The 19,282-nt window shown below is 38.3% G+C and carries 15 protein-coding genes and 3 tRNA genes; 12 read left to right on the plus strand and 6 right to left on the minus strand.

Translation table 11 applies throughout. The annotated features are described in order from the left end of the window. Nucleotides 1-13 precede the first annotated feature (13 nt). Nucleotides 14-1,495 carry a histidine ammonia-lyase gene (gene hutH / locus ACZ48L_RS01860; RefSeq protein ID WP_025790387.1) on the plus strand — a complete coding sequence of 494 codons (1,482 nt, stop codon included), beginning with the start codon at nt 14-16 and terminating at the stop codon, nt 1,493-1,495. Nucleotides 1,496-1,603: 108 nt separating this feature from the next. After that, entirely contained in the window at nt 1,604-2,848 is a 1,245-nt protein-coding gene (gene hutI / locus ACZ48L_RS01865) for an imidazolonepropionase (RefSeq protein WP_025790386.1), read from the plus strand. A 262-nt stretch (nt 2,849-3,110) separates the two neighbouring features. Here hutI and ACZ48L_RS01870 read toward each other — a convergent pair whose 3' ends face one another. Further along, complete coding sequence (locus ACZ48L_RS01870) at nt 3,111-3,662, minus strand: 30S ribosomal protein S16 (RefSeq protein WP_025790385.1); 552 nt, start codon at nt 3,660-3,662, stop codon at nt 3,111-3,113. A 117-nt stretch (nt 3,663-3,779) separates the two neighbouring features. Beyond that, complete coding sequence (locus tag ACZ48L_RS01875) at nt 3,780-4,577, minus strand: DUF5715 family protein (RefSeq protein WP_008822545.1); 798 nt, start codon at nt 4,575-4,577, stop codon at nt 3,780-3,782. A 108-nt stretch (nt 4,578-4,685) separates the two neighbouring features. Between ACZ48L_RS01875 and ACZ48L_RS01880 the strand changes: the two genes are divergently transcribed. The 4 genes from ACZ48L_RS01880 to ACZ48L_RS01895 all read left to right on the plus strand — a co-directional run bounded on the left by ACZ48L_RS01880 (nt 4,686) and on the right by ACZ48L_RS01895 (nt 8,209). Continuing rightward, nucleotides 4,686-5,633, plus strand: a complete 948-nt coding sequence (locus ACZ48L_RS01880; RefSeq protein ID WP_025790384.1) for a PhoH family protein — start codon at nt 4,686-4,688, stop codon at nt 5,631-5,633. A gap of 21 nt (nt 5,634-5,654) precedes the next feature. Next, nucleotides 5,655-6,605, plus strand: coding sequence for a phosphoribosylaminoimidazolesuccinocarboxamide synthase (locus ACZ48L_RS01885; protein ID WP_008822547.1), 951 nt, complete (start codon nt 5,655-5,657; stop codon nt 6,603-6,605). 99 nt (nt 6,606-6,704) lie between these two features. Then, nucleotides 6,705-7,439 carry a bifunctional demethylmenaquinone methyltransferase/2-methoxy-6-polyprenyl-1,4-benzoquinol methylase UbiE gene (gene ubiE, locus ACZ48L_RS01890; RefSeq protein ID WP_025790382.1) on the plus strand — a complete coding sequence of 245 codons (735 nt, stop codon included), beginning with the start codon at nt 6,705-6,707 and terminating at the stop codon, nt 7,437-7,439. Between the two features lie 17 nt (nt 7,440-7,456). After that, the gene (locus tag ACZ48L_RS01895) at nt 7,457-8,209 is read left to right on the plus strand and encodes a shikimate dehydrogenase family protein (protein ID WP_025790381.1); all 753 of its coding nucleotides are present in this window, start codon (nt 7,457-7,459) and stop codon (nt 8,207-8,209) included. Nucleotides 8,210-8,562: 353 nt separating this feature from the next. Here ACZ48L_RS01895 and htpG read toward each other — a convergent pair whose 3' ends face one another. Further along, the gene (htpG, locus tag ACZ48L_RS01900) at nt 8,563-10,617 is read right to left on the minus strand and encodes a molecular chaperone HtpG (RefSeq protein ID WP_025790380.1); all 2,055 of its coding nucleotides are present in this window, start codon (nt 10,615-10,617) and stop codon (nt 8,563-8,565) included. Between the two features lie 638 nt (nt 10,618-11,255). Beyond that, nucleotides 11,256-12,707, minus strand: a complete 1,452-nt coding sequence (locus ACZ48L_RS01905; RefSeq protein WP_025790378.1) for an aminoacyl-histidine dipeptidase — start codon at nt 12,705-12,707, stop codon at nt 11,256-11,258. A 78-nt stretch (nt 12,708-12,785) separates the two neighbouring features. Between ACZ48L_RS01905 and ACZ48L_RS01910 the strand changes: the two genes are divergently transcribed. From ACZ48L_RS01910 to ACZ48L_RS01930, 5 genes are all read left to right on the plus strand, one after another. Then, nucleotides 12,786-12,980: a hypothetical protein gene (locus tag ACZ48L_RS01910; RefSeq protein WP_025790377.1), complete on the plus strand. Its 195-nt coding sequence runs from the start codon at nt 12,786-12,788 to the stop codon at nt 12,978-12,980. A 32-nt stretch (nt 12,981-13,012) separates the two neighbouring features. Beyond that, complete coding sequence (locus ACZ48L_RS01915; RefSeq protein WP_008822552.1) at nt 13,013-13,612, plus strand: OmpH/Skp family outer membrane protein; 600 nt, start codon at nt 13,013-13,015, stop codon at nt 13,610-13,612. A gap of 455 nt (nt 13,613-14,067) precedes the next feature. Continuing rightward, nucleotides 14,068-14,154: transfer RNA gene (locus tag ACZ48L_RS01920), tRNA-Ser, on the plus strand. Nucleotides 14,155-14,184: 30 nt separating this feature from the next. Next, nucleotides 14,185-14,256 (plus strand) — tRNA-Glu (locus tag ACZ48L_RS01925). Between the two features lie 30 nt (nt 14,257-14,286). Then, a tRNA-Glu gene (locus ACZ48L_RS01930) sits at nt 14,287-14,358 on the plus strand. A 123-nt stretch (nt 14,359-14,481) separates the two neighbouring features. Here ACZ48L_RS01930 and ACZ48L_RS01935 read toward each other — a convergent pair. Further along, nucleotides 14,482-15,210, minus strand: a complete 729-nt coding sequence (locus ACZ48L_RS01935; RefSeq protein WP_008822554.1) for a YebC/PmpR family DNA-binding transcriptional regulator — start codon at nt 15,208-15,210, stop codon at nt 14,482-14,484. Nucleotides 15,211-15,221: 11 nt separating this feature from the next. Then, nucleotides 15,222-17,690 carry a phenylalanine--tRNA ligase subunit beta gene (gene pheT, locus ACZ48L_RS01940; protein WP_025790376.1) on the minus strand — a complete coding sequence of 823 codons (2,469 nt, stop codon included), beginning with the start codon at nt 17,688-17,690 and terminating at the stop codon, nt 15,222-15,224. A 212-nt stretch (nt 17,691-17,902) separates the two neighbouring features. On the opposite strand from pheT, the gene ypfJ reads away from it, so the two are divergent. Further along, nucleotides 17,903-18,787, plus strand: a complete 885-nt coding sequence (gene ypfJ, locus ACZ48L_RS01945) for a KPN_02809 family neutral zinc metallopeptidase (RefSeq protein WP_025790375.1) — start codon at nt 17,903-17,905, stop codon at nt 18,785-18,787. The last annotated feature ends 495 nt before the right edge of the window (nt 18,788-19,282 follow it).

Below are 19,282 nucleotides of genomic sequence, written 5' to 3' on the forward strand. Positions count from 1 at the left end.
ATCCTTAGAAACTATGAACAAAATTCATCAGATCAGTGCCGAGCACCTGTCTATTGAGCAGATTGGCGAGATAATCAAGAACGGCACAAAGCTTGAACTTTCTGAAGATGCACGTCAACGAATTATTCGTTGTAGAGAGTATCTCGATAATAAGATTAAAGAATCAGAAACTCCTATCTATGGTGTAACAACGGGCTTCGGCTCTCTCTGCAAGATATCTATTGACAAGGATAGCCTGTCACAGTTACAGAAAAACCTTGTGATGTCCCATGCTTGTGGTGTGGGTGACCGTGTCCCTAATGAGATTGTAAAGATAATGTTGCTGCTCAAGATTCAGTCGCTCAGTTACGGCTACTCTGCTTGTCAGTTGAAGACCGTTGAGAGACTGATAGACTTCTTCAATAATGACATCTATCCTATTGTATACATGCAAGGGTCTTTGGGCGCATCGGGCGACCTCGTTCCCTTGGCTCACCTTTCTTTGCCACTTATCGGAATGGGAGAGGTTGAATATCAAGGAGAGATCTTCTCTGGTGCTGACATCTTGAAGAAGATGAAATGGGATGCAATAGAACTCGTTTCTAAGGAAGGGCTTGCCCTACTCAACGGTACACAGAACATGAATGCCTTTGCTGTATGGGCACTCTTACAAAGTGAACGTTTGAGTGAGTGGGCTGATGTCATCGGAGCAATGTCTCTTGAGGCTTACGATGGACGCATTGAACCTTTCACACATGCCGTTCATGCCGTTCGCCATCACAAGGGACAGATTGATACTGCAGCACGAATAAGAGAATTATTAGAAGGCAGTGAACTTATTAAACAGCCTAAGTTCAATGTACAAGACCCCTATTCATTCCGCTGTATGCCGCAGGTGCACGGCGCTTCAAAGGACACGATTGCATACGTTAAGTCTGTGATAGACATTGAAGTGAATGCTGCAACTGATAACCCAACCGTTTGTCCTGACGAAGACCTTATTATCTCAGCAGGAAACTTCCATGGAGAACCGATTGCACAACCAATGGACTTTCTTGCTATAGCACTCTGCGAGTTAAGTAATATTTCTGAGCGTCGTATCTACAAGCTCGTCTCTGGTACACGTAACCTACCAAGTTTCCTTGTAGCTAAACCTGGTGTAAACAGTGGTTTTATGATTCCGCAGTACACAGCAGCATCTATCGTTAGCCAGAGTAAGACTTATTGTACTCCTGCCTCTGTTGATAGTATTCCATCTTCACAAGGACAGGAAGACCATGTCAGCATGGGTGCTAATGCTGCTACGAAGCTCTATCAGGTCGTATTGAATACCGAGCGTGTACTTGCTATTGAGCTCTTCAATGCTGCACAAGCACTTGAGTTCCGCCGTCCGTTGAAGTCATCTCCTACGATAGAAGCAATCCATAAGGCTTATCGTGAGTTTGTACCTTTCATTGATACGGACGAATTTATGGCTCCTCACATCGCTAAGTCTGTTGAGTTCCTACGTAAATAAATAAAGTAGAAGGGGTTATGTCAAGATTAGATACAATCTTGATGTAGCTCCTTTCCTTTTGAATATCTTATATTATCATACTTTCATTGATTAGAGAAAAGGCTTGATATGAAAAGACTAATAGTTAAAAACATTGGCTTACTGACTGGTATAGGGCATGAAGAAAAGCTATGTTTGAAAGGTAAAGAGATGGCAGAGTTCAACACGCTTTCAGACGCTTACCTTGTCATAGAGAATGGACGTTTTGCTGATTATGGTAAAATGAATGATTGCCCACAGACTTCTGATAATAAGGAAGTTGTTGATGCGAATGGAGGAAGCGTTCTCCCTTCATGGTGCGACTCCCATACTCATATTGTTTATGCAGGAAGCAGAGAGCAAGAGTTTGTTGACAAGATTCGTGGGCTTAGTTATGCTGAGATAGCAAAGCGTGGTGGTGGTATCCTTAACTCTGCAGACCGCCTTCATGAACTGAGCGAAGACGAACTTTATCAGCAGGCTATGAAGCGTATTGATGAGATTATTAGGAAAGGAACAGGTTGTGTAGAGATAAAGAGTGGGTATGGACTTAACGTAGAAGACGAACTAAAGATGCTTCGTGTTATTCGTCGTATCAAAGAGACAACACGACTGAAAATTGTTGCTACATTCCTTGGTGCACATGCTGTTTCACGTAAATATAAAGGTAGACAAGACGCCTACGTTGAATTAATCATCAACGAAATGATACCAGCTGTGGGTGATGAGAAATTAGCTGAGTTTATAGATGTATTCTGTGACACGGGCTTCTTTACTCCAGAAGAGACTGCTCGGATTCTAAAAGCTGGTGCTACATACGGCATGCGTCCCAAGATTCATGCTGACGAGTTAGCGTCGTCTGGTGGTGTTGAGGTTGGTGTAGAATATAAGGCTGTGTCAGTTGACCATTTAGAAAGTATGACAGAAGAAGAAATAGATATCCTTAAGAATAGCAAAACTATGCCAACAGCACTTCCTGGAACGTCTTTCTTTCTTAATCTTCCTTTTGCTTTGGGTCGTAAGATAATAGACCGTGGTCTACCGCTTGTCCTTGCAAGTGATTATAACCCAGGTTCTACTCCATCAGGAGATATGAAGTTTATTGTTTCGCTTGGCTGTATCAAGATGCGATTAATGCCTGCAGAAGCAATTAATGCAGCGACATTAAATGGAGCATGTGCAATGGGACTGAGCAAAGAGTATGGCTCTATCACACGTGGAAAGGTTGCTAATTTCTTTATTACAGATACGATTCCTTCTATTGAATTTATTCCATACGCCTATACAACACCTATCATAAAACGTGTATTCCTACAAGGAGAAGAGTATGTCTAGATAGTATTTAATGAAAATTATAATATGCTACTTCTACCTTGACGATATTCATTAAGGTGTCCGAATCTCAGCGTCAGTGTAGCTACTGATGGCTGTCTTGAATTAAAAAGGAGGAAGTACCTTATTATATTCATTATCAATATAATAGCTTACTTGAAAGAGGACGTTTACTGTACGGTATCATTTTAGAAACTAATATAAATGAAAAAGTCCATAAACTCGTACCGAGTCTATGGACTTATACTTTAATAGCGAGCGAGGATTATGCCTCTGCTGGTGCCTCCTCTGCAGGAGCTTCAGAAGTAGTATCCTCAGCAACCTTAGCTGCCTCAGCCTCAGCTTGTGCCGCAGCGGCAGCAGCTTTCTTGTCTGCAACCTTCTTAGCAATAGCTTCGTTAACTTTCTTCTCAGCTTCAAGGTTCTGAGTAGCAGCAGCCTTCTTCGCATCAGTTACTTTCTTCTCGACAGCTTCTGTAGCTGCAACCTTAGCTTGCTTCCATGCATCGAACTTCTGCTGGCATGCAGCCTCGTCGAATGCACCCTTCTTAACACCACCACGCAGGTGCTTCATCATGTAAACGCCCTCACCTTTGAGAATGTTACGAGCAGTGTCTGTTGGCTGAGCACCTGTCTCAACCCAGTAAAGAGCACGTTCAAAATTCAAATCTACTGTGGCTGGATTGGTGTTTGGGTTATAAGTACCAATCTTCTCAGTAAACTTACCATCACGTGGTGCACGAGCGTCAGCGATTACGATGCTGTAGAAAGCATAGTTCTTACGACCACCGCGCTGCAATCTGATTTTTGTTGCCATAATTTTTTAATAAATATTTTAAAGGTTTGAATTTAATGCTGTCATCTCGTGACAACGGATGCAAAATTACATTTTTTTTTTCTAATATCCAAGTGATTGGGCTATTATCTTCTTTTCTTATCTAACAGTGATATGGAAACAACCTTGATGCTTTTCGTGTTTGATATAACATCTACCTTGTGAGCGTAAATCATTAAGAACCTCACTCAAAACCCACTTCAGTGTATCATTTCTTACAGGACGAGTAATAGCTGCATATTTATTATAGGCAATATCGAAAGTCGTACCATATAGATGACAGCTATTCTCTGTTGCATTTTTATTATATTTACGCAAGCGCTCTACATCTTCTTTTGTTCTGAGAACACTTGAGATGAGAAGTTTATTAAGAGGAACGCCTTTTGTCTGAAGGCTATCCATAAAGTTTCGCGCGATATCTTGAAGCAGAACGGCTGCACGAGGAACAAGATAAGGAACACTATTATTGAGTTTTTTCATATTATAATAAGGATTGCTTCCTATATACACCAGTTCACTCTTGCGCCTCTCTGCATCAACACGATCTGCAACAGGCTTTACCCCAAATTTTAAAGCAGCACTCAACTGTTGGGGCTGAGAGTCAGGAAAGCTTTCATCATAGTCCCTTACACCCAATATCCTATTTTTCTTTGGAGAACCATCAGAGTTGAAGAAATAAGAGAGTGCGACTTCTCTTGGAGCTGACTGATATTTGATTTTTACTGAGTCTGTGCTTTTTGTAGCCACAACAAGCTTATGTTTAACATTATTATTCCTCAAAATTACCCTTGTCTCGGCTACTGATGGAACTATAACTCTTATCAATGCTAAAAAAAGAGTAATAACAAGGAATCCTAACAAAAATTTCTTCTTTGTTATCGTTGAATTTCTTTTCATTGCTACAAAGGTAATAAGAATTTGATAATTGGTAATTATGAATTAAGAATTATTTGCAGGTATCACGTTTTTATAGTAACTTTGCGAGCAAATATAAAATTGTTCAAATTGATAGAAAAACATATAGTTTTAGAGAATATAGACCCTGTGGTGTTCTATGGAATAGGAAATAATCATCTTCAGATGATAAAGTCGCTTTTCCCAAAAATAAGGATTATAGCCCGAGATAATGTTATACGTGTCTTAGGCGATGAAGAGGAAATGGCGAAATTCGAAGAAGACATAGAGACTATGCGTAAACACATAGAGCACTATAACACTATTTCGGAGGAAGATATCTTAGATATTGTGAAAGGTCGTAAGACAAAAGCTGATACAATAAAAGATGTACTTGTATATTCTATTGCTGGACGCCCGATAAAAGGTAGATCAGAAAACCAACAACAACTAATTGATGATTTTGAAAAAAAAGACATGATATTTGCGGTTGGCCCAGCAGGAACAGGGAAAACATATCTTAGTATTGCTTTAGCTGTAAAGGCACTTAAAGATAAGACTGCGAAAAAAATTATCCTCTCACGCCCAGCTGTTGAAGCTGGTGAGAAACTCGGATTCTTACCCGGAGACATGAAAGATAAGATTGATCCATACCTACAGCCACTTTACGATGCATTGGAAGACATGATTCCTGCTGCAAAGCTTCAGGACATGATGGACAAACATATTATTCAAATTGCTCCACTAGCGTTCATGCGAGGGCGTACATTGAGTGATGCTGTAGTAATCCTTGATGAGGCACAGAATACAACTCCTGCACAAATCCGTATGTTTCTTACACGTATGGGATGGAACACAAAGATGATAATTACTGGCGATCTAACGCAGATAGACCTCCCACATGCAGAGAAGAGTGGACTGAAAGAAGCTTTATCCATATTAGGAGACGTAGAAGGAATCTCCGTGATAAATCTGGGGAAAAAGGACATCGTAAGACATAAATTAGTTACGCGTATTGTGAATGCCTATGAGGCACATGATAAAGCTGACAAGAGATAGGACTCTATAAACATAAGAACAATGAAAGCATTAACAAAAACTGAATTCCATTTCGATGGACAGAAGAGTGTTTATCACGGCAAAGTACGTGATGTGTATGATATCAACGACGATCTTATCGTCATGGTTGCTACTGACCGAATCTCAGCATTCGATGTCGTATTGCCTAAAGGAATACCGTTCAAAGGACAAGTTTTGAACCAGATTGCCGCCAAGTTCCTTGACCAGACAGCAGATATCTGTCCAAATTGGAAGTTGGCGACTCCTGACCCTATGGTAACTGTTGGTCTGAAGTGTGAGGGCTTTCGTGTTGAAATGATTATCCGCTCAATTCTCACAGGTTCTGCGTGGCGTGCCTATAAAGAAGGATGTCGTGAACTTTGTGGTGTAAAACTCCCTGATGGTATGCGTGAGAATGAACGTTTCCCAGAACCGATTGTCACACCAACAACAAAAGCCGACGAAGGACATGATCTGAACATTTCAAAAGAGGAAATTATCAAGCAGGGGATTGTCTCGGCAGAAGACTATGCTATAATTGAAGATTGGACACGTAAACTTTTTGCCCGTGGGCAAGAGATTGCTTCAAAGCATGGATTGATTCTCGTAGATACCAAGTACGAATTTGGGAAACGTGATGGAAAGTGTTATTTAATAGATGAAATTCATACCCCAGATTCAAGCCGTTACTTCTATGCAGATGGTTATGAAGAGAAATTGGCAAAGGGTGAGCCACAAAAACAATTATCAAAGGAATTTGTACGCCAGTGGCTTATTGAACATAACTTCATGAATGAGCCAGGGCAGAAAATGCCAGAGATAACAGATGAATATGCAAAGAGCGTTAGCGATCGTTATATAGAACTATATGAGCACATCACTGGCGAAAAATTTGATAAAGCTGCAGAAGAAGGTGATATTGCTGCACGAATAGAACGAAATGTTAAGCAGTATCTTGCTTCTAGGAAATAAAATCTAAAAACAAATAAGAGGTTATTGGGAGATATTCCTCCCCATAACCTCTTATTGCTTCTAACTTTCTCTAAATTCTCCAATCCTCTTCATAAGAAAATGTACGATCAAGAAAAGATAAAACCCTATAATGGCAAAGGTGACAAAGGAAAACTAGTTGAAGAAATGTTTGATAATATTGCTTCTACTTATGATACATTAAATCATCGGCTATCTTGGGACATAGATAAAGGGTGGAGAAAAAGAGCTATCCAACAACTCAAACCCTTTCGTCCAGAAAAGATACTTGACATTGCAACTGGTACAGGTGACTTTGCTATACTTGCTGCGAAAGAATTGAAACCCAAAAATCTTATAGGTGCTGACATTTCGGAAGGGATGATGTCTATCGGACGTAAGAAGGTAAAAACTGCAGGGTTGCAGAATATCATTTCCTTCAAGAGAGAAGACTGTCTTAACCTTTCTTTCCCCGAGAACACTTTTGATGCCGTTACAGCTGCTTTTGGTATACGTAACTTTCAAGATCTAGACAGAGGATTAACAGAGATTTGTAGAGTTTTAAAAAAAGGTGGACACCTTAGCATTGTAGAACTGACTACACCTACCAGCTTTCCTATGAAACAGCTTTTTCATATATATTCCAATACCATAATGCCATTATACGGAAAGCTTATATCCAAAGATAGTAACGCTTACGAATACCTCAATAAAACTATTGCAGCATTTCCACAGGGTGAGAAAATGATGGAAATCTTCAAGAAAGCTGGTTTTAGTAAAATGACTTTTCACCGATTAACGTATGGTATTTGTACCATGTATTTTGCAGAAAAATAGATTAACAAGGTTAGGATATGGATAAATATGGACTAATAGGCTACCCTTTGGGGCATTCTTTTTCTGTTGGATATTTCAATGAGAAGTTCTCCAACGAACACATCAATGCTAAATATATAAACTTCGAGATTCCTTCTATAGAAGATTTTGCTGAAGTAATTGAGTCTAATCCTGAACTACGAGGATTAAATGTTACTATCCCATACAAGGAACAGGTTATTCCTTATCTTGATAGTCTTAGTCCAGAAGCCAATGCTATTGGAGCTGTAAATGTTATTCGTATTACACGTAAAGGGGATAAAACTCATCTCAAGGGATTCAACAGTGATGTTATAGGTTTTACACGTAGTATAGAACCATTACTCGAACGTCATCACAAGAAAGCCCTTATACTTGGAACCGGTGGTGCATCTAAAGCCGTAGACTATGGTTTGAGATCTCTTGGAATAGAAACAAAATTTGTCTCACGCACAAAACGCCCTGGCTTTTTTACATATGAAGAGATAACTCCAGAAATTATCAAGGACTACAACATAATAGTAAATTGCACACCATTAGGTATGTATCCTAATACTGATGTCTGCCCTACTCTTCCTTATGAAGCTATGGACAGTCATAATTTACTTTACGATTTACTTTATAATCCAGATGAGACCCTCTTCATGCAGAAGGGTAAGGAGTATGGGGCAATCACAAAGAATGGACTTGAGATGCTGCTTCTTCAAGCTTTTGCCAGTTGGGAATTTTGGAATGGCAAAGAGCAAAAATGACCCTCTCAAAGGGCACAGGACATCTGAATTTCAGAGGATAATAGAGAGTGTGAAGAGGATTTATCTGCATTCTTGCATATATTCCATAATCTTTCATATCGTTCTTTCATATACCCAATAAAAGATAAAGACACTCTTCGAGAGTTTAAAGATCATATTATAATAAGATTACAAGCATATATATCCTATTTTCTAAATCTAATTCTGAATCTATTTATATATAAGAGAATTCTAACACCATATAGATTATAGTATCCAAGAATAGACTATAAATCTGCAATAATGAAAGAGCCAAAGAACTTATGCTACGACCTTTGGCTCTTTTCTTATTCTTTAGTTATACAAATATCTAGTTATTTTATCAGACTTATTGAACGTTTTAGAAACTTATCAAGTGCAGCTCCCTGAAGCATCCCGTTCTGGAGAAGAGCCAAGTCAATAAGTTGATGTACAATAGCATTGTCTTTTGCGCAAGTAGCTATAATTGTTTTCTTCTTACTTTGCAACTCAGAAATAGACTTCTGAGTACTTTGCACCTCATCCTTTTCCTCTTGAGTTAGTTCCTCAGGCTTCTTCTTATCTTGTGATTGATGTAATGCAGCTAACCTAGCTTGCAATCCTTTTAAGTCACTAACTACAGGTTTTAATTCTTTAGTAGTGCTAGCCTCAACCTCTTCAAGAACCCTCTTCACCAATGGATGGTCAGCATTCAAAACTAAATTATAAGTGTCTGGCATCTGTGCATAGAATCCCATCCCTTGCTGGAACTGGCTCATTTCCTTCATACGACGCATATACTCATTTTGAGTAACCAGTACAGGTTGTGAAGTTTCACCAAGAGACTGAACATCAACAGTAAACTCAGCCTTATCGATAGCAGGGATTTGAGAGCGGAAAGCCTCTGACAGATTGTCAGTTTCTTCTTCAGACAAGTTATTCTTTGGTGTATCTTCTTTCTGAATAATACGTTCTACAATGTCTGAATCGACACGGACATAACGGGTTTTATCCTGTTTCTGCTCAAGCATAGAGAGCGTGGGGACGTCTAATTGCCCGCTAGCATCTATAACACTGTATCCCTTGGCCTTAGCCGCTTCTATATAACTATATTGCTCCTCTTTGTTCGTTGTATATAAGTTAACAAGGATTCCTTCCATATCCGTCTGATTATCCTTTATCAGTTTCTTATATTCTTCCAAAGTAAAGTACTTCCCCTCAGTATCTTTAATCAAAGCAAAGTCCTTAGCACGCTCATAAAAATCTGAGTCTGAAAGCATTCCATAATTTATAAAAAGCTTCAGATCATCCCACTTCTCTTCATATTCCTTACGATTTTCTTTAAAGATACTTTGTAGACGATCAGCTACTTTTTTGGTAATATAGCTTGCTATCTTCTTTACATTAGAATCACTCTGCAAGTAACTTCTACTTACATTGAGAGGGATATCAGGAGAATCTATCACCCCATGTAGTAAAGTCAAAAACTCAGGAACAATACCTTCAACCTGATCAGTAACAAACACCTGGTTACAATAAAGTTGAATCTTGTTACGCTGAAGTTCTATATTGTTTTTTACACGTGGGAAGTAAAGTATACCAGTAAGATTAAATGGATAGTCTACATTCAGATGAATCCAGAACAATGGTTCATCATTCATTGGGAAAAGTGTGCGATAAAAACTCTTATAATCCTCATCCTTCAAAGATGATGGCGCTTTCACCCACAGTGGTTCAACACTGTTGATGATGTTATCCTCAGCCGTTTCAACATTCTTACCATCCTTCCATTCTGTCTTTTTTCCAAAGACAATTGGTACTGGCATGAACTTACAATACTTATTTAAGAGCTCCTCTATCTTTGATTTCTGCAAGAATTCTTTGCAATCATCATCAATATAAAGTATGATATCACTACCTCTATCTTTCTTATCAGTATCTTCCAAGGTGTATTCCGGGCTACCATCACAACTCCATTTCACGGCTTTACTACCCTCTTTGTAGCTCTTAGTAATGACCTCAACTTTCTTTGAGACCATGAAAGCAGAGTAGAATCCAAGTCCAAAGTGTCCGATGATTGCCTCAGCCTTATCTTGATATTTCTCTAAGAAATCATTTACTCCTGAAAAGGCAATCTGATTGATATACTTCTCAATCTCTTCTGCTGTCATACCTATACCATGATCGCTAATGGTAAGTGTGCCCTCCTTTTCATTCAGACTGATACGTACACTCAAGTCGCCCAACTCTCCTTTGAAATCACCAGTAGCAGCAAGTGTTTTCAGTTTCTGTGTAGCATCAACAGCATTTGATACCATTTCACGAAGGAATATCTCATGATCAGAATACAAGAACTTTTTGATAACGGGGAATATGTTCTCTGTTGTAACCCCAATATTTCCTTTTTGCATAGTCATATATTATTTTTATTTTTTTGTTTTGTCAATACAAATAATGTGCCACTTCACACATATCTAAGTTTAGAATAAATTATAAGGGATTAAGCAGGACGGATTTGCCTTACTTTATACTATTATGTGAAATACAAATATCTCCCAACCTTCTTCATATCTCAAACAGAAGCAAACAGGAAAGATAAACTTTTAAAGGATACTCATAGCACAATAGTATTTTGCAAAAGATAGAAGAAAGTATGAAAGGACAGAAGTAGACAACAATAAAACAACTTTACAAACTAATGACTATCAACCAGAACAGAATAGCTAAAAACCCTTTTTTAACAACTTCGTAACATCCACAATACCAAAGTGTTATAAACAGGCTCATAAAAGGGCATGTTTTGCAATGCAAAAGAGCACCTTTTACACATCAAAAGGACATCTTTTACAGTGTAAAAGGGCATCTTTCAGAAAGCGAAAGATGCCCTTTTAAAATTCAATAGGAATTTAATTTTACAGAATTGAGCCAGTCTTAATATTCTACTAGCGCCTGACTGGCCAACCCTATTACATGAATTCTAAAATAAAACACCATTCTCAATCCACTTTTATATGAATAATGAGAATGGTGGTATTGCTAAAAAGATTTATTAATCTATATTTTTCAAGATAGCAAGCAGATGATCCCATACCATTTGAACAGTAGGTATAAGTAGCCGTTCATCAGGTGTATGTACATAACGTAACGTCGGTCCGAAACTAATCATGTCCAGATTAGGATACTTCTCTGAGAATAGTCCACATTCCAAACCTGCATGTATTCCCAATACACGTGGTTTCTTACCAAAGAGCTTATGATATTGTTCAACCGCAACATTAACAAGTTCAGAATTAGGGTTCATCTTCCAAGCAGGGTAACTATCTTCAACCAAAACTTCAGCTCCAGCTAATTCAAAACATGCTTTAACCGTATTAGTCATATTAACGAGATTACTCATGACATTTGAACGCTGAGAACTAACAACGGTAACAGTATCCTCTGATATATGAATGCTTGCAACGTTACTTGAAGTCTCAACCATATATGCAAGAGCTTCGTCTTGGCAATTTGTCAAAGGTCCATTATCAACAGCCTGAAGAGCAAGGATAACATTATGAGAGACTTGCTTCGGTAGCACCTTATCAGCCTCCGTACTCTGGAGATTCCATACCATATCGGTATCAGTTACATGGAATTCACCTTCCACATCTTTAGTGAAGATATTCCAATCGGCTTTAACCTCTTCCTTCTTAGCTGTAGGTACAGCAAAAATAACTTTGCCATCACGTGGTATAGCATTATCCATTTTCCCTGAATCCCATAGTGATAACCGAAGGTCAAACTTAGTTTGCTCTTGATAAAGGAAACGTGCAAGAAGCTTGATAGCATTAGCTCGTTTCTTATTTATGTCGTCTCCAGAATGCCCGCCAACAAGTCCTTTCACACTAGCCTCCATAAAGAAGTAACCCTCAGGAGCACTCTCACGTGTAAAATGGAAAGTTGCTGTAGTACTGTTTCCACCAGCACAACTAACAAAAATCTGTCCTTCATCCTCCGAATCTAAGTTGATAAGGTAATTACCAGTCATAAATCCTTCCTCCAAACCAAAGGCTCCTGTTAGCCCAGTCTCCTCATCACGAGTGAAAAGACACTCTATGGGACCATGCTCAATGTCATCTGCATCAAGAATGGCAAGCTCATAAGCAACTCCAATACCATCATCGGCTCCCAGTGTTGTTCCCTTAGCACGAAGCCACTCACCATCAACATAGGTCTGAATAGCATCTTTATGGAAATCAAAATCAACATCTACAAGTTTATCACAGACCATATCCATATGACTTTGCAGTATCACTGTTGGAACATTCTCCATGCCTTTCGTAGCAGGTTTTGAGATAAGTACATTACCAGTCGCATCTACTTTCACGTCAAGATTACGGTCTTTTGCAAATTGCTGTAAATAAGCAATCATCTGTTCCTCATGCTTTGAAGGACGAGGAATCTGATTAATTTTTGCAAACTGTTCAAAAACGCTGGCTGGCTTTAGTTCTATATTTGCCATTTTTAATAATATTTTATTTTGTTATTTTACTGTTTTATATTACCTTTGCGGGCAATATTAATTGCAAAGATATAGAAAATGTTTGTAACTTTATTATACACTCTGTTAATAATTGCAATATCACTATTGCTCCTTGGAGTACGTGTTTTATTCAAAAAGGACGGAGAGTTCCAGTCGCAACACATCTCGGATAATGCTTATCTCAAAGAGAAAGGTATCCACTGTGTCATTGACCAAGACAAGGAAGCGCGCACTAGAAATAAAGCTTATTAAACGATAATAATTAATTAAACATACTATACAAAATGAAGAAATCATTTAGTAAGATTGCCATTGTCACTTTGACAGCCTTTGCTTTTATTGCTTGTAATAATCAGCCGAAGCAGAATGACACCGTGGCAAGTAAGAATGAAACAACCACAACACCAGCTTCTGACAATCAGAAAGTTGCTTATGTAGAGATCGACTCTATTATGAGCCAATACACGTACTGGAAGGATGTGACGAAAATTATCAAAGCTAAAGAGGCAAACATCCAACGTACACTTGCAGGAAAGCAGAAAGCTATACAGGCTGCAGCTGCAAACTTCCAGCAGAATGTTCAAGCAAACAAATATACACAGGTACAGGCTCAACAGATTCAAGCCAGTATTCAGAAACAAGCACAGGATGCTGATGCTTTACAACAACGCTTAGGTGCAGAATACCAAAATGAAGTTGCCAAGTATAATAAAGCTCTTTCTGATAGTGTGCACAACTACTTGAAGGAATATAACAAAGACAAGAAATTCGCAATCATCCTTGCAAAGAGTGGTGATAATATTCTTTATGCTGATCCAGCCTATAACATTACTGATGATGTAATTAAAGGAATGAATCAAGCTTATAAAGGTATGAAGAAGTAAAGTAGAGGCTGATGTTATCTCTTGTCACAACGATGATAAGACTAACATAAAGCACTTTCATATAAATAGATACCAGTCATGATAAATGGCTGGTATTTTTATTCCTACAAACTAAAGCATTTTAAGTTTGTCTCGTTCATAAACAGTGAGGACTTGTTGGTAAATATGAAAGGTGATACAGGTAGAGCCAAATAGTATTAATATATAGACACATATTGTTTATCAGAAATAAGCCACTGTAAAACTACAAACCTTAGATATATAAAGTATACCTACTAATAAGTTTTCTACAAAATATAGGATATTGATACCACCTTGTAGAGAGCTTGTTTAGGATATATATTTTCCTTTAATCACACAAAAAAATGTAGTAGAAAATTTTGAGGTATAAAATAAAAACACTACCTTTGCACCGCATTTGAGATAATGCTTGGTATTTCAGCAAAACCTTTTAAGGAAGGATGGGTGAGTGGCTGAAACCAGCAGTTTGCTAAACTGCCGTGCGCTTCCGCGTACCGGGGGTTCGAATCCCCCTCCTTCCGCTTATATCTCGTATTGCTCAAATGCACTATGGTCGATTCATCTAACGGTTAGGATACAAGATTCTCAATCTTGGCATAGGGGTTCGATTCCCCTATCGACTACTACCAAAAATTAATAAAAAATACTGTTTAGGTCGATTCATCTAACGGTTAGGATACAAGATTCTCAATCTTGGCATAGGGGTTCGATTCCCCTATCGACTACTAAGGGTTCAGTTTATATACTGAACTTTTTTTATTTGAGATAGAATTTAAGGCATATAAAAAAGGGATATTCCAATCTAGGAACATCCCTTTTTATTATATTATAATATAAATATGAAAGATTTATTCTGCTGGTTTCATATTTGTATAAACATTCTGTACATCATCAAAGTCTTCTAACTTATCAACCATCTTGTCAATAGTCTCACGTTCTTCAGGAGTTACATCCTTTAGATCATTTGGAATACGAGTGAATTCGGCTGATGTAATCTCAAAGCCATTATCTTCAAGATGCTTCTGAATTTCACCAAAGCTGGTTGGTTCCCCGTAGATTGTAATCTCGTTTTCATCTTCATCTTCGTCATATTCATCGTCTACACCATAATCAATCAAGTCGAGAATCAGCTCTTCCATGTCTATTCCTTCCTTCTTCTTGAATGTAAATACAGCTTTATGATCAAAGAGGAAACTAAGAGACCCTTGTGTCCCAAGATTACCATTGAACTTATTAAAGACTGAACGAACGTCAGCAACAGTACGTGTAGTATTATCTGTCAAAGTGTCTACGAATACAGCAATTCCATGAGGTCCATACCCCTCATATGGAACTTCCTTATATTCACTTTGATCTTTACCCATTGCATTCTTGATAGCACGCTGGATATTATCCTTTGGCATATTCTCACGTTTGCATGTTGCTATAATAGCACGTAAGCGTGGGTTATTTTCTGGTTCAGGGCCACCAGCCTTAACAGCAATAGCAATTTCCTTACCTAACTTAGTAAACGTGCGGGCCATATGCCCCCATCTCTTAAGCTTTGTAGCTTTGCGATATTCAAATGCTCTACCCATTGGATTTCTTTTTAACGGAGTTCTGCTCCAAGTTTATTTGTTAAATTTTTAATTAGTTTCTGCATAATGGCATCAATAGCCTTATCATTAAGTGTCTTGGTCTCGTCTTGTAGAATAAAATTAACGGCATAACTCTTCTTTCCTTCGGGAAGATTCTTTCCCTGATAGACATCAAAGAGCTCAACTCGCTTAAGCTGCTTCTTGTCTGTTTGACGTGCTATTTCCTCTATTTGTGCAAATTCCACATTGTTATCAACCAACAAGGCAAGGTCACGACTAACAGCAGGATACTTTGAAATCTCATGGAATTGGAGTTTATTCTTACGTATAACCTTCATCAGTCCTGTCCAATCCAATTCTGCATAATAGACCTTCTGTTCAATATTAAAACGTTTCAAAAGCTTATGAGCAAGAATCCCCATCTCTACTAAGGTTTTGCCAGCACGTGTCTTAAGGGCTATAGCTTTGTCAAATACATTGTTGTCTGATTTTGCATAGACTAACAATCCTTGTGCAATACCAATTCGACGTAAGATATTTTCTACGTATGCTTTAAGTTCATAGAAAGAACTTTCTTCATCAGGATGAGCCCAGGAACCTTGTATATGTTTACCAGTCACCCACAATGCCATGTGGTGCTTTTGTATATAAGCCTTGACAGGGCTATCCTCTGTCCACTTTTCTTTATTGTATTTATAAACATTGCCCACCTCAAAAAAGCGTAAGTTCTGGGCTTTGCGGTTTATATTACGGACTATGCTTTCCAATCCGCCAAAGAGTAAAGTTTGCCTCATTACGCCTAAGTCTGCAGAGAGAGGATTCATAATCTTTACAGTCTCATCCCAAGGATAGGCATTAAGTTCTGTCTCTTCATAATATGAACTTTTAGTAAGAGAATTATTCATAATCTCGGAAAAGCCTTCTCCAACCAACTGTTCACCAATAATATTCTCACGATGATAGTCTTTATCAGCTTCTTCAGCTATTGTCAGAGAGGACTTTAGCTCTGTAGGAATCTCCACATTATTATATCCATAAATACGCAAAATATCCTCTACAACATCACAAGGGCGCTGAACGTCTACACGATAAGCTGGCACAAGGAGATTAAGACCTTCTGTGTCTTCTTCCAAAACCTTCATCTCAAGACTCTCTGCAATATGTTTAATCGTATCATTACCAAGTTTCTTACCAATGAGACGATCACAATATTCATAGTTCAAACGAACAGGGAAATCTTCCATCTTTGTAGGATATTCATCACATATATCCATACTTATCTTTCCCCCAGCTAATTCCTTACAAAGAATTGCAGCCTGCTTTAGTGCATAAACGACCCCATTAGGATCAATCCCTCGTTCAAACCGGAAGCTTGCATCAGTAGAAAGTCCATGACGCCGTGCACTCTTCCGAATCCATGTTGGGTGGAAATATGCACTCTCTAGAACGACATTCTTAGTTGTTTCATATGTTCCACTACCCTTTCCTCCAAAGACACCAGCAATACACATTGGCTCTTTCTCATTACAGATAGCTAAATCATGTACTCCAAGCGTATGAACTTCTCCATCAAGTGTAACAAACTTCTTCCCTTCGTTTTTATCTTTCACGATAATATGATGTCCTTCAACCATATCTGCATCAAAGCAATGCATTGGCTGACCATATGCCATCATAATATAATTTGTAATATCAACGATGTTATTAATTGGACGAAGACCTATAACATTCAGTTTATCCTTTAGCCATTGTGGACTCTCCTTTACTTCACAATCCGTAATACTGACACAGGCATAACGACGGCAAGCATCTGTATTTTCTATCGTTACTTCAATTGGAAGATTGTGATTATCAACCTTGAAAGTCTGACAATCAGGACGATGAAGAGTCGTCTTATATCCATTCTGCACAAGCCAAGCATAAAGATCACGTGCTACACCATAATGACTTAATGCATCTGCCCGATTTGCCGTAATATCAATATCAATCACCCAGTCACTATCTAACTGATAGTACTCTGCAGCAGGCTGTCCGATAGGTGCATCGACTGGCAACACTATTATACCATCATGGCTCGTACCAACACCTATCTCGTCCTCTGCACAAAGCATTCCAAGGCTTTCAACTCCACGGAGCTTACTTCTCTTTATCGTGAACTCATTGTCACCATCATAGAGAACACATCCAAGATCAGCAACTATAACCTTTTGGCCAGCTGCTACATTAGGAGCACCACACACAATCTGCTGCGGTTCACCTTTACCAAGATTAACTGTTGTCACGTGAAGATGATCAGAATTAGGATGTGGCTCACATGTCAGAACCTCTCCAACATAGAGTCCTTTCAATCCTCCTCGTATTGTTTCAACCTCATCCAGAGCATCAACTTCTAACCCTATTGAAGTCAATGCATCAGCAATTTCCTGAGGAGTCAGGTCAAAATCAACGTATTCTTTAAGCCATTTGTATGAAATCTTCATTATATCGATATATTATTTTATTTCAAAATACGTGCAAAATTACGAAAAATCTCAGACATAACAAAAGGATAAAAGAAAAAAGCCTTCGCCCATTTGGAAGATATTTATTCTCATCATCAACCTGTTAATACAAAAATGCCATTTGTGGATATAAAACAAATGCTTTATCTTTGCAACATATTTATTTATAAAAACTAATTAAACCAAATTGTATGAGACTTACTGGACGCAGAGAAAGTAATAATATTGAGGATCGTCGAGGAAAGAGTATCACCAATATAGCTGGCATTGGAGGTATTGGAGGAGTTATTATCATTGTGCTCATAACACTTTTAAGCGGTGGAGATATGGGTGACATTGTGAACAATGTCTTCCAACAAGAGATGCAAGGTCAAGTCGAAAAATCTTCAGAGAGGAATCAAAAGGCATTTACAGAAGAAGAAAATAAACTAGCAAACTTTTCTAAACAAATTCTTGCAGGGACAGAAGATGTGTGGACAGAACAGTTCCAGAAGCACGGAATGCACTACAAATACCCTACGCTTGTCCTTTACACGGGAAGCGTAGAAACATCATGTGGCAAAGGTTCTGCCGCAATGGGGCCTTTTTACTGTTCTGCAGACCAAAAACTTTACCTTGACTTAAGCTTCTTTACAAGCATGCGAAGGGAATTAGGCATACAAGCAAAAGGTGATCTCGACTTTGCATATGCTTATGTAATAGCACATGAAGTCGGTCATCATGTAGAATATCTTCGTGGAATTCTTAGTAAATGTCATACTAAAATGGCGCAAGTAGACAAAATAAACGCAAACAAACTTAGTGTAAAACTAGAGCTCTTAGCTGATTATTATGCAGGGTGTTGGGCCCATTATGACAATGAAAAATATCAAAGTCTTTCAGACGGAGATATAGAAGAAGCCATTGATTGCGCTGAAAAGATTGGAGATAATTATCTTCAAGAAAAAGCTCGAGGATATGCCCAACCAGAGACATTTACACATGGAACATCAGCCCAACGTGCTTATTGGTTTAAGAAAGGGTTGGAAACAGGAGACTGGAATACTACGACTTTTTCTTCTGACGAGCTTGATTAATAAAGTTCCAGTATACACATGAGAAGCCAAGAGATAAAGATTTTACCGATAAGAGTACACCTAGCACTGCATGGTTTAATTATATCACTTCACCTTTACATTCTTACAACCTACCAATACGCTGATATTACTATTCGATAAAACTTAAACGAAATATATTACCTTGTGGACTATTCTAAACCAGAGAACAATCCATCATTTTTTTTAGACTATACCTATGAGTTAAATAATATCAGCTTTGTGTAGAGTGTTATAGATTCCTCTTGACTTCAAATTATACGCAAATCAGAAAAATTTTACAACGTGTTGGCCCTTCCTCACCTATAGAGTTGCTCTAAACCTCATAGGTGAGGAGATATAACACAATAAGTGAGGAACTGCGTCACATAGATAGGAAACGAGAAGATCTGTTCTATCTAGTCACCTTAAACATATAGCAAAATACTAATGACTTACTTAAAAATATAGCCCAAATTGTATGATTTACTAATTGGA

The sequence above is a fragment of the Prevotella histicola genome (assembly GCF_055385135.1).